The following is a 15,089-nucleotide window of genomic DNA, read 5'->3' as shown; positions in this document are numbered from 1 at the left end:
GAAGAATGCCGCGAATTGCAGTCACAGCGTCTCTCTGACTAGGGCGAGCGTCCCGTGATCCTCCACCGCGGTGGAGACGCGCAGCAATGCGACGGCCATCGTCTCCCAGCCATAGCTTTCGGGCGGGCAAGTCAGCCATCCGATATAGAGCGTCCACAGCGCAGCGCGCCGGTGCTCAGTCCATAATGTGTCGAGCGACGGCGGCGCCTTCACGCCAAACTCGACGAGCTTGTCGCGATAATAGCCGAGCAGGTCCCGCTCGTGCGTGCGCCGCTCCGCGATCGAGAGGGCGGTGTTGATGATATAGGTCACGTCGTGCAGCGCAAAGCCCTTCACGCACAGCTGCCAGTCATGCAGCCCGACGCTGAAGTCGGGCATTCGATAGGTGTTGCCGATATGCAGATCGCCGTGCAGCAGCGTCTGCGGCAGCGTCGACTGATGCTGCTTGTTGGCGACCATTCCGGCGAACAGTTCACGTTCGGTAGTGCCGAGGCGCTCCAACAGTTCGCGTTTGAATTTGTGCAGTTCGAGCTGACTGCGGATACCCTCCTCCGGAATCACGCTGCGCATATGGTTTTCTACGCCGCCTGCGAGGTGAGTCTCGACCCAGGACAGGTCTCCGGCAAAGCGCTCACTCTTCCAGTATGTTGCGTGAACCTTGGCGATCGCATCAAGGATATGTTTCACATTATCGACGCCTACTTCGTCGAGATTGCTGGGAAAGGTCGCGCCGCGCTTGGTGACGTCTTCCATGATGAGCAGGTAGCGCTTCGTGACCGCATCGAAATGTCCGCCCAGGGACCGAGGCGCTTCGATGTCCAGGCCAGGCCTAATCCGGTTATAGAAATTGACTTCGTTGGCGAACAGCCCGTCCAGTTGGCAATACCAGGCATCGGTGCCTGCCTTGCCCGGATCGAAGGACAGTTTGAGAATAACATCGCGCGGGAGACCGGCCGGCGAGCCATCGGCATAGTCGAGCCTCGCGGTCGCGCGCGCAGAGGTTGATACGTCGCCGTCGCCATATTCATGCGACTTGACGATAGTGACGCTGCTGACGCCGGCTCCGGGAACGATCGGGCTGATAATGGCGGTCAACAGGTCCGGCGTGAGCTCGAAGGGCGAGGGAGGAATTTGCACCGGGAGGTCCTTCGCGTTTATTCGAACAGCGCGGCGAGGATATCGAGACTGTCCGAAAGCAGTTCGAAGCGGGTCGCCTCGAAGGCGCGGGCCTCATCCTCGGAAAGGGGCGTGTCATAGGTCAGCCTGCGCTCGACCAACGTCGGGCCGTCTTTGCCAATGGGCGTCAGCTGCATCGCCCCGTAAACATTGTAGACCGGTAGCGGCAGATCGCCGACGACGTCATATTCCTGCGTCCATGTCCGGTCGTCCGTGCTGGTCAGCACTTCGTCGAAAAAGGAGCCGTCGCCATAGGTGACCCGGCGCTTCACCCCGATCGTCAGCCCGTCGCCCCCCTCCAGCGTTATGGTCGGATGATGCTCGATCCAGCGTGAATGCGTTCCGAAATCGCGGATCGCCGCCCAGATCGGGGCAACGGGGGCATTGATGATCCGGCGCGCGCGAACTGTTGGCATTGAGAGCGTTCCTTGTTCGTTGTTCGGCGGTCAATGCGCGGTCATGCCGCCATCGACCGGAATTGCGGCGCCCGTAATGAAGGAGGCGTCATTGCTGGCCAGAAATGCGACCGCGGCGGCGATTTCTTCAGGCTCGGCGAAACGCTTGAGCGCATGTTTGTCGGCCCAAGCCTGCGTCGTCCCTTCGTCCATGAAAGACAAAGCCAGCGGCGTCAGAACCCCACCAGGACATAGGGCATTCACACGAATATTGTGGCGGCCATATTCCAGCGCCGCCGTACGCGTCATTCCGACGAGCGCGGCCTTGGACGCGGAATAGATGGACAGGGTTTCGAAACCGATCAAGGCGGCAACCGAAGCGACATTGACGATGGCGCCGCCGCCGCCTGCAACCATGCCTGGAAGCACCAGCTTCATTGCCAGCCAGCAGGCGCGCAAATTGACGTCGATCACCCGGTCGAAATCGCGATCTTCCCCGTCAGCCAGCAAGGCGGGCGCGCCGTCGATCCCGGCATTGTTGACCAATATGTCGATTCGGCCCCAGCGTCGCTCGGTCTCCTGCACTGCCGCGCGTAGCACCGTTACGTCGGTTACATCGCCCACAATCGCCAAGGTTTCACCGCCGACCGCCTGGGCCATTGCCACCACCTTGTCATCCAGATCAACACAAACGACGCGCGCGCCTTCAGAAGCCAGACGCCGGACCGTCGCCTCGCCGATCCCTTGGGCCGCGCCGGTCACCAGCGCCAATTTGCCGCGCAGTCGCAGCTGACCCGTCACAATGTCCATCCGCCATCCGCGGCATAGCTGCCGCCCGTCAGGAAACTCGCCGATTTCGACGCCAGAAAAACGATGAGGTTCGCGATCTCGTCGGGACTGCCTGGCCGGGGGATCGGCAATCCTGATGCAAACTGCAGGATCGGCTCGAATGCGTCCGCGCCGCCCTCGGGTCGAACCATGGGTGTATCCACAAGGCCCGGATGGACAGAGTTGACCCGGATATTGTCCTTGGCGAGATCGAGCGCCGCCACCTTCGTCATGCCTGTCACGGCGAATTTGCTCGCGACATAGGCAATAGCGCCCCGCTCTGCCTTCAGTCCTGCCACGGACGACACATTGACCATCGCCCCGCCGCCCCTGCGGATCATAGACGGGGCAACCGTCTTCATGCCCAGAAAGCAGGACAGCTGGTTGATCTCGATGACGCGCCGATAGTCCGCTTCGCTGACCTCGTAAAGCGGCGTGGGCGTCGACGCGATCCCCGCATTGTTCACGAGGATGGAAACCGGGCCGAAACTGTCTTCCGCAACGGAGAGTACCGTCTTCCAGTCGCACCCATTGCTGACATCATGAGCCACGAACCGCGCCGCCTCGCCGATTTCTTCCGCAATCTGCGCGCCCGGGGCCTGCTTGACGTCGGTCAGGATCACCTTGGCACCCTGCGCGGCCAGCATTCTCGCGGTGGCGGCACCGATACCACCCGCCGCCCCGGTCACGATCGCGACCTCCCCCGAGAATGTGTCGGCTCTCATATTACATCCTTGCCGGTGGAGGCCGATCCCTGATCGACCTCCTATTCGCAATCAGAAACGATAGCTAAAATTCGCGCCGAAGGTGCGCGGCTCGCCGGTGAAGCGAACGGCGCCATCGCCGGCCGATGCCACCGAATTCCAGTAATATTTGTTGGTCAGATTGCGCCCATAGATACTCACTCGCCATCCGCGGATGGATTCCAGTCCCAACCTGGCGTCGAGCAAGGTGTAGGACGGTATGGCGAAGTCAGGATTTTCACCTAGGTCGGCGTAGGTCTTGGCACGATAGGTAACAGTGCCGCCGACGAACGGCTGGATATCACCGCCGGCGTCGAACTTATATTCGGCGTCCAGATTGGCAGACCAGGGCGGCGCGTAGTTGAACTCCTTACCGGAGAAATTAAGCGGCGCGCCCGCGAAGTCGAAGCCGACATAATTGCTAACCTTGGTCTTGATATAGGTCGCGCCGCCGCTCAGGCGCAGCCCGCCAAATTGCGCGGTGATATCGATGTCCGCACCATCAACGGTGGATTTGGGGATATTGACCAGCGTCGCGGTGACCAGCGCGCCTTGAAGGACCGGCAGGAACGAGAAGAACTGCTTGTTGACATAGTCATAATGAAATGCCGAGGCATTCAGCTGAACGTGGTTGTCGAACAGCGTCAGTTTCGCACCAGCTTCGTAGGACGTCAGCTTCTCCTGCTTCACCGGCTTGATGACGGAGTTGAACAGGTTGACGATGACGGGAAAAGTACCCGCCTTGAAGCCGCGGCTGACCGACGCATACAACAGCACATCCGGCGTCACCTTGTAGTTGACGGCGCCGCGCCAGGCGACATTATGCTCCTTCTGCTCACCATCGGCAAAGATCGGCAGGAAAGTGGGCGCTGCGCTCCCACCACCGTCGTCGATCGTGATGCATCCGCCCGAGACATAGGCAGCCGCAAGCGACGGATTGACGGCGCCGACGATCGATTGGGAGACACCTCTGATTCCCGGCGTGCCGCCCCTGTCAAAGGTGCAGCCGTTGATCGTCTGTTTGGTTTCGGTATAGCGCGCGCCGGCGGTAAGGGTGAGGCCGTGCACCACCTCATAGTCAACGCTGCCGAATACTGCCGCGCCGCGCTGGGTCAGCTTATAGATCCATTCGGCAGGCGAATTGGGGGGAAAACCGGTGTAACCCGTATAGGCGTTGGCCACACCCTCGGTAATATCATCATCGCCGTAGCTTGCGCCCAGGACGAAGTTGATACCAGCGTCGGCGAAGTTACCTGCCAGCCGCACTTCCTGATTGATGGATTCGATGTCAGCCTTTGCAGTGGCCGGCTGCATCGGGACGGCCGTGCCGTCCTGATCATGGGGCGACCGGAAGCGGGTCTTGAGATAGTTTGTGATCGATGTCAGCGTGAGGTGATCGGCGACGTCATAGTCGGCCCGCAGCACACCCTGATAGGTATGGCTGTCCGCACGCGTATCATAGCCGGTGTCGAAATCAGCGTCCCGGGCGCTGGTCGGCAAATGATTGCGATATTGCAGAAACGGGGCCGCGGACGCCGCTGCCGGATTGACGGGCTGGATGAGGAAAGCCTGCGCCTGCTGCTGCTCGCTGCGATCCCTCGAGGCATTCAGATTTACCGAGATCCTCAGGCGGTCAGTGGGAGTCCAGTCGAGCAGGAGCCTGCCGGCAATCTTGTTCTGGTCGCCGTTCTTCTGGTTATTGAGATAATAGCCGCGCTGCCAGCCCCCGAACTGTGTGGTCTGGACGGCAACCCGCGCCCGCAGCGTGCTAGACAGCGGCCCGCTCACGAAGCCTTCCGCATTGGTTTCGCCCCAATGATTGACATCGACGCGGAAGCCCGCGGAAAGGTCCCTGGTTGGCTTGGCAGCAATCACGTTGATCGAGCCGCCGGTCGCGTTCTGGCCGAACAAGGTGCCCTGCGGGCCCTTGAGCACTTCGACCCGCTCGACGTCGAGAAAAAGGGCCTGACCCATAATCGGATAGGGAATTGCGGCCTCGTCGATGTAGGAGCTCACCGTCGGCGGCGCGGAAGCTTGGAAGGAGTTGAAGTTGACGCCGCGCAGCGAGAATACAGGCGGTCCGAACACGCTGGTAGACGCGGTGAAGCCCGGGACGATCGATCCAAGGCCTTCCGCATCGACAATGCCGGCGCTTTGAAGCTGTGTCGCAGAGGCTACCGAGACGCTGACACCCACATCGTTCAAGCGCTGTTCGCGCTTCTGCGCAGTGACGATGATGTCACCAAGGCCAGAATCTTGAGGAGCGGCGCCATCGGCAGCCGCAGCAGATCCAGTAGACTGCGCGCTTGCCGGTTCGGCTGCCAATATCGCACCCGTGAGAGCGGCAAGTGCCGCAGACGCATAAAGACGTGGTTTCATTATCCCCTCTCCTCCTATATTTATTCTGATTGCTAAACGCGTCTCTACCGATCGCCGGAGGATGTCGCTGTCACCTGAGGGGGTGACTATGATGGAGACGCCATGCCCTGTCGCCGATCACTCGATCCTTGTTGAGGCTGCAGCAATGTTTGCCGTTTGCGGTGACCGCAATCGGCCGTACCGAGACTGCATGGCACGTTCCGAATAGACTCCCTCCGAAGAGGTGGGTAGATGGGACGGCGGTTGCGGCAAGAAGGTGGCCCAAGCCGGTTTAGGTTGACGCGATTCCGCGTATCCAAGCATCGATTTCTGCTTCAACCCACACAGCGCATTTTGGGCCAAGCGATCGCGATTTCGGAAACCTGCCTTCGCTCATCCGCTGATAGATCGCGGAACGCTTCATTCCCACTCGAGCCATGACATCTGGCAAGCGCAGAAGGCGGGTGGGCAGAGGCGACGCCTCGTCAGAGTGCGGAGAGGCGGCTTCGTTCGAGGGAGCAGCGGTCATTCGTCATTCCTGTCTTGCCAAATCTCGGTCCCCTCCGAGGCTTCGGATCATCTTGGCAACGACATCGCTATGTCACGGTTGTCAAACGGCGTTCAAAAGGGACCCCCGATCGGCGTCGAAGAGGGACCCCCTTTTCAGATAATATGATGCTGGTTTGTTGAAGATGGCCTTGCGCTGCGTGCGGCGGAGGGCGGGCGTAGCCCGACCGGAGGCGCGCGCAGCGCAAGATAGATTTTTGAAGGCGCCGAAGGTGGCTGTCAGCTGCGGTTTTTGAAGCGCCAGCTGTCGTTGCCCGTCTCGACGATATCGCAGTGGTGGGTGACGCGGTCGAGCAGCGCCGTGGTCATCTTGGGATCGCCGAACACGGTCGGCCATTCGCCGAAGGCGAGGTTCGTGGTGATGATGACGCTGGTCCGCTCATAAAGCTTGCTGATGAGGTGGAACAGCAACTGCCCTCCCGAGCGGGCGAACGGCAGATAACCGAGCTCGTCGAGAACGATCAGGTCGAGCCGCGACAGCTGCGCCGCCAGGGTCCCGCCTTTGCCGATCCGGGTCTCCTCTTCGAGGCGTGTCACCAGTCATGATCAGGAAGCGGCGGTTGAACACACGCTCCTTGCCGGTGAACACGGCCGTCACCGCCGTCTTCATATTATCGTAGATACCGCGTCGCGGCACACCGCCGAAGAACGCGAACGCCCGGGCATGGGCATCGAACAGCATCTCCTGGCCCTCGCGCGGATAGGCCCGGACATAGGGTGCGCGCGAGTCGCAGAGACGCATATGCGCCACCTTCACCCGCATCGGCTTGCCGGCGATCTCCACATCCTCGTGGCTCCAGTCGAACTGGTAGGCCTCACCCGGCTGGAAGGTCATCGGGATGAACGCCGGTGCGCCTTCGCCAGCATCCTTCCGCCGCGCAGCACGCCAGCGCGCCGCATAGCGGCGCACCGCATCATAGGATCCATCGAACCCCTCGCGCACCAGCAGGTCATGGATACGCGTCATCCGTAGCCGATCGCGGCGGCCGCGACCTTCGTTCTCCTCAAGCAGCGCATCGAGACGATCCTGATAAGGACCGATCCGCGGCAGCGGCTGGACTTTGCGCTGATAGTTGAACGCCGCCTCCGGCGACCGGATCGCTTTGCGGACGACCTTCCGCGACAAACGAAGGTCACGAGCGATCGCCTTGATCGCCTTACCCGCTGCATGCTCACGCCGAATCCGAACCACTGTCTCCACGATCAACATCCCGTTCTCGCCAACTGATCAAAACCAGTCGGCCGACTAAATCCCCGGGATGAAGGGGTCCTTTTTGCACGCCGATCACCCCACGAAGGGGGTGCCTATTGCACGCTGATCCTCACCCTCAACTTGGCATGACAGTTATCGCAAGCCCGAACACAGAGTCTTGGTTGCAGGGGTATAGTCGGTTGTTTTGAGTGGCACGCAATCCAGTGCAGATAATCGTTTTCGAAAGGATGTGGTCATGCAGCTAGCGGATAGGTCCTTCACTCAGCGTGATTGTTCGTCATTTTCCTTCTGGCGCGACACCGTTTGCGAAACCTTTGTCGAACTCGATTGCCGCCAGCATGGCAGCGACAGGTTCAAAGGCCAGATCCAGAGCCGCCGCCTGCTCGACGTGTCTTTCGCGACCGTTGCCGCTACCCCGCACACGGTCGTGCGTGATGCGCAGCGCATCGCCCGCTCCAAGGACGATGATTTCCTGCTCAGCATCATACATGAAGGTGAAATGGGCATTGAACAACGCGGTCGCATGACCCGCCTGCGTCCGGGCGAGTTCGCCATTTACGACACAGCCGAACCCTATCGCATCGTTCTGGACCAGCCATTCGTGCAGTCGGTCCTGCGGTTCAGTCGCAAGGAAATTAACGACCGGCTGCTCAATCCTTCGTTGCTGACGTCCCGCGCGGTTGGTGGCGACAAGGGGATGGGCGCCATCGCCTCCACCTATATCCGTCAGCTGAGCGCGCAACTGGAAGATGTTTCACCCATGAGCGGCCGGCAATTGCGCAACACACTGCTCGATCTCGTGACCGCATCCCTGAAGGATCTGACCGGGGAGAGCGTGCCCCCCGTTCGCGAAGGGCATCATTTTTTCCTCAACCGGGCATTGCGCTTCGTGGAAGACAATCTGCTGGACGAAAGCCTGTCCTGCGAAAGCGTGGCGCAGGCCTTGGGTGTTTCCAGCCGTTACTTGCGTAAGCTGTTCGAAGGTCGCCAGCATAGTCTGTCCGAATGGATATGGCACCGCAGGCTGGAGGAAAGCCTCAAGTCGCTGGGCGAGAGCCAGGGCGCACAGCGATCGATCACCGCGATCGCCTATGATCTGGGGTTCAAGGATCCAGCCCATTTCAGCAAGGCATTCAAGGTCAAATTCGGCATGACGCCACGCGAGTACCGGCTGTGCGGTGCGACCGGGATAGCGCACTGACACCGCGTGATTCCGCTCGGAACAAGCTTGGGAACCAGCTCGAACAAGTCTTTCCGGCCCCCTCTATTCATAGAGGATAGCTGCACGTTCTGCCCGAAATGGGGAGTGCGGCATGAACCAGGGAGTTCGGGGAAAATGAAACATCAAAACAAGATGGCCAACGGCCGCACATTGCGCGCAGCCCTGCTGCTGGGCAGCATGTTCGCGATGCCCGCGTGCTTTGCACAGGAAGCCGATACGGCATCGAACGACAGCGTCGGCGAAATCGTTGTCACCGCCACGAAGCGATCGGAGAATATGCAAAAAGTGCCGATCGCCATTTCTGCGCTGGGGAACCAGGCCCTCGAACAGAAGGGCATCACCAGTGTCGGTCAGATCGGCGGCTATGTTCCCAACATAGAGATCAAGAACACCGTCTCCTTCGCTGGTTCCTCGCAGATCCTGGTCGCTACCGTACGTGGTATCGGCCAGAATGATTTCGCCTTCAATCTTGAACCGGGCGTCGGCGTCTATATCGATGGCTTATATTATGCCCGGTCGCTGGGCGCGGTGGTCGACCTGCTGGACCTTGAGCGTATCGAGGTGCTGAAAGGCCCCCAGGGAGACCTGTTCGGACGCAATACAATCGGCGGCGCGCTCAACATCGTGACCCGCGACCCTGCAAAGGATTTTCGCTATCAGCTTGAAGGCACGACCGGCAGCTTCAGCCGCACCGATGTGCGCGGATCGATCGACATACCGTTGATCGATGGCATGTTGCTGTCGCAGGCATCCTTTTCCTACAAACACCGCGACGGCTATCAGAAGCGCATCCCCTTCCCCGGACTGCCCGGCACGATCACGGACCAGGGCATGTTCCGCAAGGTCGGAACGCCGGGCGGTTCCGACACGCAGGGCGGCGAAAACGCCTTCAATGCCCGGTTCAAACTGAAATGGCTGGCCAGCGACAAGCTGGATTTCCTGCTCTCCGCCGATTACACGCGCGCCCAGCAGGAAGCCCGACCGAGCACCTTGCTGTTTACCAAGGCGGGGGCCAATGACGGTACCGTCGCATCCGCCTATAATGGCTGCATTTTTGGTCAGGCGCCAATTGCAGTCTGTAGCGCGCGCGGCGTCGTGGGCACCAGCTTTTATGGCGTGAATGTCGATGCCGATCCCAACAATGATCGTCTGCCGATCTCCGATGCTTTCGTCACTGGCGACATCGACAAAAGCTATGCACGCGGCAGCAACTTCGACAATTTGACCTCCTGGGGCCTCTCCCTGACGGGCAATCTCGAAGTCGCGGACAACGCCTCGCTCAAGTCGATCACCGCCTACCGCTCATTGAAATCCCGGTTCGGCAGCGAAATCGCGGCGACGCCGATCATCCTGAACGATGCATCGTTCGCTATGGACCAGACGCAGTTTTCGCAGGAGCTTCAGCTAAACCACGACAATTTCGATGGCCGTTTGAAGGGGACGGTCGGCCTCTATTATTTCTCTGAAACGGGCAGTCTGCTGGATACGCCGGTATTCGCGGAAGGGCTGATCCAGATTTACGGGCCGAACCATTTCAACAACAAGGCCTATGCGACTTTCATGCATGAGCATTTCGATGTCACGGATCGGTTCGGTCTCACATTCGGGGTGCGCTATACGAAGGAAAACAAGCGGTTTCAGGGTGATCAGCAGGATCTGAACGCATTCTGGGCGCGGGCAGGCGCGGGCGTTGATCCGAATGTCGTGACTTCGCTCCCGCTCCCATTCCTTCCCGACCAGAACGACCTGACCCGGCTATACCCCTTTGGTATGAACAAGCTGAGTTTCAGCAACGTGTCGTTCAAGGCCGGTGCGGAATATAAATTCAACCGGGACGTCATGTTCTATTATTCGTTCGCCCAGGGCTTCAAGTCCGGCGGGTGGACGACCCGCCTGCTGTCACCCTCCACAACGACGGCGAGCGATCTGACCTTCCGACCGGAAAGGGCCGACACGCATGAGATCGGCTTGAAATCCACCTTGCTGGACGGGCACCTGCGGCTGAACATGGCTGCGTTCACCACTGCCTACAAGGACATACAGGTCACCGAGATCATCGCCATTTCGCCCGTGTTCAAGAACGCTGGCGAGGCGACGATCCGCGGTTTCGAAGCAGAAGCGGATGCCAGGTTCGGCGGGTTCGGCCTCAACGCGGGCTTGGGCTATCTCGACGCCCATTATTCCAGGATGTCACCCGGCGCGACGATCCCTGTGACCAACAATCTTGTCAATGCGCCGGAATGGTCGGTCACCCTTGGCGCCAATTACCGCTACGATCTGGCCAGCGGCGCCCGGATCACATGGAACGGCGACTATAACTACAAGAGCAACACATCGCCGGACGCAGAAAATTCGCCCTATCTGCAATCGGGCAATGTCGGCCTGCTGAACAGTTCGATTGCCTTCGACGACGCCGGCGACCGCTGGGGTCTCACCTTCGGGGTCAAGAACATCACTGATAAACGGTTCGTGGTCGGCGGCTATGATCAATCCGGTCCGGGTGCGATCGGCTTTGTCGGTGTCGGCTATTCGCCGCCGCGTCAGTGGTATCTCACCCTGCGCGTGAAGAGCTGACCTGCCCTGTGCGCGCCGACGCTGACTGGCCTCCGGTCGACGCGCACAACCACAACGAGAAGAAGAATGGGATTGAGGAGAGCAGAGAGTGACGATTGAAAATGTCAGGGCGCTGGTCGATGACCGCCCTTCAGATGGCTGGTTCAGCGTCGACCGCGCTGCATTTACCGACGAGGCCCTGTTCGAGCGGGAAATCCGCCACATCTTCGAAGGCGGCTGGGTGTTCCTGGGAATGGATAGCCAGGCAGCCGAAAGACATAGCTATTTCACCGTCACCATCGGCCACACCCCGATCGTCGTCATGCGCGATGGTGAAGGAACGTTGGGTGCGTTCGTCAACGCCTGCCCGCACAAGGGCGCATTGATCTGTCACCGCCGAACCGGCAAGGGGCGGCTTCATGTCTGCCGCTACCACAGTTGGAGTTTTGACAGCGCCGGCCGCAACGTCGCGGTCAAGGGCATGAACGCAGGCGCCTATTCGGAAGAATTTATCGGCCGCGATCGCAACCTGCCGCGTCTGCCAGCCTTTGCCAATTATCGCGGCTTTCTGTTCGGCAGCCTCGTCCCGACCTGCCCGATCGAAGAGCATCTGGGCGAAGCCCGGCGCCTGCTGGACCTGTCGGCGGACCAAGGAGAGGGCGGCCTTGAACTTGTCCCCGGCGAAATCGTCTTCACATTCGACGGGAACTGGAAATACCAGCTCGAAAACTGTTCCGACGCCTATCATTTCACATCCGCCCATCCATCCTACATCCGCCTTCTGGACAAGCGCGCCAAGGAAAGGCGGGCGGAATCGGTGCGGTCGATCTGGGAAAAGGACAAGAACTGGAGCGAGGAAGCCGAAGGCATCACCGGCGGCTCTTACAGCTTTGACGAAGGGCATGTGCTCAATTGGGGGCTGATCGGCGTCAGCGATGCCGTTCCCCTGTTCGAGCGTGCCGAAATATTGGCTGAACGCTATGGCGCCGCCCGCCGGGACTGGATGTTCAACATGCGGAACCTGACCATTTTTCCTAACCTGCAACTTGCCGAAAACGCTTCGAGCCAGTTGCGTATCATCCGCCCGTTAGCGGCCAACAAGACCGAGATGCGGACGTTTTGCATCGCCCCGCGCGGAGAAAGCGCAGAAGCCCGCCGCCAGCGAATTCGTAATTACGAGGATTTTTTCAATCCGACCGGCATGGCGACGCCAGACGACACCGTAAGCTATGAAGACTGCCAGGCGGGTAATGCCACCCGCCTGCACCGCTGGGCCTATGGATATTGTCGCGGCGCGACGGCCAGCGTGACCGGCGGAAACGCCTTTTCCGATCTTCTGGACATGAACCCGGCGCGCAACGTGCTTGGCGACGCCATGCTCTGCGATGAAACGCTCTATCACAGCTATTATCGCGCCTGGCTGGCGCGGATGGAAGCGGGTGCTGCGCGGGAGACACTGGATGCTTGATCTGGCGGAAGCGACAGCGCTGATCACGCGCGAGGCGATGCTGCTCGACCGGCGACGCTGGCGCGAATGGCTCGATCTCTATAGCGAGGACTGCGTTTTCTGGATGCCCGCCTGGCTCGATGAAGACACGACGACAAGCGATCCGGACGCCGAACTGTCGCACATCTATTATAAGGGGCGGCACAATCTGGAGGACCGCGTCTGGCGTGCGACCTCAGGCATGTCGGTCGCATCGGATATTCTGGCGCGCGTCTGCCATCAGGTCACCAATATCATCGTCGAAGAGCCAGACAGCGCGACAGCAGCGTTCTGCTCGCACATCTACGAACCCAAGCGTCAGCGACAGCGCAGCCTGTTCGGGCGTTACGACTACCAGTTCGTCAGCCAAGCCGGCGAGTTAAGGATTGCTGCCAAAACGATCACTCTTATGAATGACCGGATCGAAACGGTCGCCGATTTCTACATGGTATGAAAGGCCGGAAACCGGCCTGCAAGGAGGATAGATTGACCTTTACACGCCTGAACCCGCTCACCGGGGAAATTGCTTCATCGGCGCCCGCCATGAAGGCTCCTGACGCGCACACAGTGGCTGCGCGCGCCGCGACCGCCTTTCCCACATGGGCGGCGATGGGCCCCAATGCCCGCCGTGCCGTGCTCATGAAAGCCGCAGCGGCGCTGGAAGCGCGCAAGGACGATTTTGTCGCCGCCATGATGAACGAGACCGGGTCCACCGCGGGGTGGGCCATGTTCAATCTTGGCCTCGCCGCAGGCATCGTGCGCGAAGCGGCGGCGCTGACGACGCATATCACTGGCGAAGTGATCCCCTCCGACAAGCCGGGCTGCATCGCCATGGCGCTCAAGGAACCGGTGGGCGTGATTTTGGGCATCGCCCCCTGGAATGCGCCGATCATTCTGGGCGTGCGCGCCATTGCGACCCCGCTGGCCTGCGGCAACAGCGTGATCCTGAAAGCCAGCGAGGCCTGCCCGCGTACGCACATGCTGATCGTCGAGGCGTTTGCAGAGGCGGGTTTCCCTGAAGGCGTCGTCAATATCGTGACGAACGCCCCGGAGGATGCCGCCGAAGTGGTGGGCGCGCTGATTGATGCGCCGGAGGTAAAGCGCATCAATTTCACGGGTTCGACCGGCGTCGGCAAAATCATCGCCAAACGCGCGGCCGAGCATTTGAAGCCGTGCCTGCTCGAACTTGGCGGCAAGGCGCCGTTGCTGGTGCTCGAAGATGCCGACCTTGACGAAGCGGTCAAGGCGGCGGCATTCGGCGCCTTCATGAACCAGGGCCAAATCTGCATGTCGACCGAACGGATCATCGTGGTCGAAAGCGTGGCCGATGCGTTCATAGAGAAATTCGCCGCGAAAGCCCGGACGCTGACCGTCGGCGACCCCCGCGAAGGCAAGACGCCCCTAGGCGCCGTGATCGACCGCAAGACTGTGGATCATGTAAACAGCCTGATCGACGACGCCGTGGCCAAGGGCGCCAGCGTGGCCGCAGGCGGAAAGGGTGACAGCGTGCTGATGCCAGCGACGGTCATCACCGGCGTCACCTCGCAAATGGACCTCTATCGCGATGAAAGCTTCGGTCCGGTCGTCGCGGTGATGCGCGCGCGCGACGAGGAACAGGCGATCGAACTGGCCAACGACAGCCAATATGGCCTGTCAGCGGCTGTGTTCACGCGCGACACGGCGCGCGGACTGCGTATCGCCCGGCGCATTCAGTCCGGCATCTGTCACGTCAACGGCCCGACCGTGCATGATGAGGCGCAAATGCCTTTCGGCGGAGTTGGCGCATCGGGCTATGGCCGTTTCGGTGGCAAGGCTGGTATCGACAGCTTTACGGAACAGCGCTGGATAACCATGGAGACCCAGGCAGGGCATTTCCCGATCTGACCTGCCCGGCCAGCCGCCCTCGCTCCATTCCGGCAGGAGCAAGGGCGGCTGAGCCGACGCACGAACGACGAACGCGAAGAGATTGAAAGCATATGGCAAACAAGAACAAGCCGTCCGATCCGACCGGCAAGCCCGGCGACGGCTGGCAGTTCCACCCAAGCGAGTTCGCGCAAAGCATCGCGTTCAATCTGCGCCTTGCACAGTCCGCCTCATTTTCGGAATTCCGCCGCATCACCGAAGAAAATGGACTGAAGCCTGGTGACTATGCCGTTTTGCGCATGATCGAGGAAAATCCCGGCATCACGCCATCGCAAATCAGTTCGGCCAATGGCCGCGACAAGTCCACCCTCACCCCTCATCTGGGCAACCTCGAACGGCAAGGCCTCATATCGCGGGAGAAGAGCAGCAAGGACCGCCGCGTACAGCATCTTTATCTTACGCCAGCGGGTCAGGAAAAGGTCGTCATTCTTGCCAGACATGCAAGAAGCCATGACGCCAACCTTGATACGCTCATGACCGCCGCAGAAAAGCGAAAGCTGCTCGATCTGCTGGTCCGCATCACGCGCTGGCAGCCAGCGGCCTGAACCTGCCTCGCATCGGTAACGCCCTGTTCTGCGCCGGTGCTTCAACAGGCGCGGGACTGCCCGACGCACCAACGAAAAAT

12 protein-coding genes and 2 pseudogenes are annotated in these 15,089 nt (G+C 60.4%); 6 read left to right on the top strand and 8 right to left on the bottom strand.

The features are described from left to right. Positions 1-21: 21 nt before the first annotated feature. The 8 genes and pseudogenes from AC07X9_RS03805 to istA all read right to left on the bottom strand — a co-directional run. Positions 22-1,137, bottom strand: coding sequence for a phosphotransferase (locus tag AC07X9_RS03805; protein ID WP_176342096.1), 1,116 nt, complete (start codon positions 1,135-1,137; stop codon positions 22-24). Between the two features lie 17 nt (positions 1,138-1,154). After that, positions 1,155-1,592: an SRPBCC family protein gene (locus AC07X9_RS03800; protein ID WP_086485494.1), complete on the bottom strand. Its 438-nt coding sequence runs from the start codon at positions 1,590-1,592 to the stop codon at positions 1,155-1,157. 30 nt (positions 1,593-1,622) lie between these two features. Further along, positions 1,623-2,381, bottom strand: a complete 759-nt coding sequence (locus tag AC07X9_RS03795; protein WP_086485493.1) for an SDR family NAD(P)-dependent oxidoreductase — start codon at positions 2,379-2,381, stop codon at positions 1,623-1,625. After that, entirely contained in the window at positions 2,369-3,124 is a 756-nt protein-coding gene (locus AC07X9_RS03790; protein ID WP_086485492.1) for an SDR family NAD(P)-dependent oxidoreductase, read from the bottom strand. Before AC07X9_RS03790 ends, AC07X9_RS03795 begins: the two co-directional genes overlap by 13 nt. 51 nt (positions 3,125-3,175) lie before the next feature. After that, on the bottom strand, positions 3,176-5,521 hold the full coding sequence (locus tag AC07X9_RS03785) for a TonB-dependent receptor (RefSeq protein WP_086485491.1): 2,346 nt from the start codon (positions 5,519-5,521) through the stop codon (positions 3,176-3,178). 271 nt (positions 5,522-5,792) lie between these two features. Next, positions 5,793-6,029: an AlpA family transcriptional regulator gene (locus AC07X9_RS03780; RefSeq protein WP_086485490.1), complete on the bottom strand. Its 237-nt coding sequence runs from the start codon at positions 6,027-6,029 to the stop codon at positions 5,793-5,795. A gap of 257 nt (positions 6,030-6,286) precedes the next feature. Then, a pseudogene (locus tag AC07X9_RS03775) lies at positions 6,287-6,607 on the bottom strand (ATP-binding protein); the annotation flags it as partial. Continuing rightward, positions 6,606-7,277 (bottom strand): annotated as a pseudogene (istA, locus tag AC07X9_RS03770) (IS21 family transposase); the annotation flags it as partial. The pseudogenes AC07X9_RS03775 and istA, both read right to left, overlap by 2 nt. A 238-nt stretch (positions 7,278-7,515) precedes the next feature. Between istA and AC07X9_RS03765 the strand changes: the two are divergent. The 6 genes from AC07X9_RS03765 (at position 7,516) to AC07X9_RS03740 (ending at position 15,009) form a co-directional block, all read left to right on the top strand. Further along, positions 7,516-8,481: an AraC-like ligand-binding domain-containing protein gene (locus AC07X9_RS03765; RefSeq protein WP_086485489.1), complete on the top strand. Its 966-nt coding sequence runs from the start codon at positions 7,516-7,518 to the stop codon at positions 8,479-8,481. A gap of 135 nt (positions 8,482-8,616) precedes the next feature. Further along, positions 8,617-11,076 carry a TonB-dependent receptor gene (locus AC07X9_RS03760; protein ID WP_086485488.1) on the top strand — a complete coding sequence of 820 codons (2,460 nt, stop codon included), beginning with the start codon at positions 8,617-8,619 and terminating at the stop codon, positions 11,074-11,076. An 88-nt stretch (positions 11,077-11,164) separates the two neighbouring features. Further along, the gene (locus tag AC07X9_RS03755) at positions 11,165-12,523 is read left to right on the top strand and encodes an aromatic ring-hydroxylating oxygenase subunit alpha (RefSeq protein WP_086485487.1); all 1,359 of its coding nucleotides are present in this window, start codon (positions 11,165-11,167) and stop codon (positions 12,521-12,523) included. Then, positions 12,516-12,995 (top strand): aromatic-ring-hydroxylating dioxygenase subunit beta, encoded by a 480-nt coding sequence (locus AC07X9_RS03750; RefSeq protein WP_086485486.1) that lies wholly within the window; start codon positions 12,516-12,518, stop codon positions 12,993-12,995. The genes AC07X9_RS03755 and AC07X9_RS03750 overlap by 8 nt, the downstream gene beginning before the upstream one ends. Positions 12,996-13,027: 32 nt before the next feature. Further along, complete coding sequence (locus AC07X9_RS03745; protein WP_216313694.1) at positions 13,028-14,425, top strand: aldehyde dehydrogenase; 1,398 nt, start codon at positions 13,028-13,030, stop codon at positions 14,423-14,425. 92 nt (positions 14,426-14,517) lie between these two features. Continuing rightward, positions 14,518-15,009, top strand: a complete 492-nt coding sequence (locus tag AC07X9_RS03740; protein WP_086485484.1) for a MarR family winged helix-turn-helix transcriptional regulator — start codon at positions 14,518-14,520, stop codon at positions 15,007-15,009. Positions 15,010-15,089: the final 80 nt, after the last annotated feature.

The sequence above is a fragment of the Sphingobium sp. GW456-12-10-14-TSB1 genome (assembly GCF_059424385.1).
This window is presented reverse-complemented; position numbering and strand designations above follow the sequence as displayed.

Bases quoted from the DNA above. Each gene is read 5' to 3' on its own strand.
- AC07X9_RS03740 (WP_086485484.1), top strand. From the start codon at position 14,518: ATGGCAAACAAGAACAAGCCGTCCGATCCGACCGGCAAGCCCGGCGAC.
- AC07X9_RS03790 (WP_086485492.1), bottom strand. From the start codon at position 3,124: ATGAGAGCCGACACATTCTCGGGGGAGGTCGCGATCGTGACCGGGGCG.
- AC07X9_RS03780 (WP_086485490.1), bottom strand. From the start codon at position 6,029: ATGACCGCTGCTCCCTCGAACGAAGCCGCCTCTCCGCACTCTGACGAG.
- AC07X9_RS03785 (WP_086485491.1), bottom strand. From the start codon at position 5,521: ATGAAACCACGTCTTTATGCGTCTGCGGCACTTGCCGCTCTCACGGGT.
- AC07X9_RS03750 (WP_086485486.1), top strand. From the start codon at position 12,516: ATGCTTGATCTGGCGGAAGCGACAGCGCTGATCACGCGCGAGGCGATG.
- AC07X9_RS03795 (WP_086485493.1), bottom strand. From the start codon at position 2,381: ATGGACATTGTGACGGGTCAGCTGCGACTGCGCGGCAAATTGGCGCTG.
- AC07X9_RS03760 (WP_086485488.1), top strand. From the start codon at position 8,617: ATGAAACATCAAAACAAGATGGCCAACGGCCGCACATTGCGCGCAGCC.
- AC07X9_RS03765 (WP_086485489.1), top strand. From the start codon at position 7,516: ATGCAGCTAGCGGATAGGTCCTTCACTCAGCGTGATTGTTCGTCATTT.
- AC07X9_RS03800 (WP_086485494.1), bottom strand. From the start codon at position 1,592: ATGCCAACAGTTCGCGCGCGCCGGATCATCAATGCCCCCGTTGCCCCG.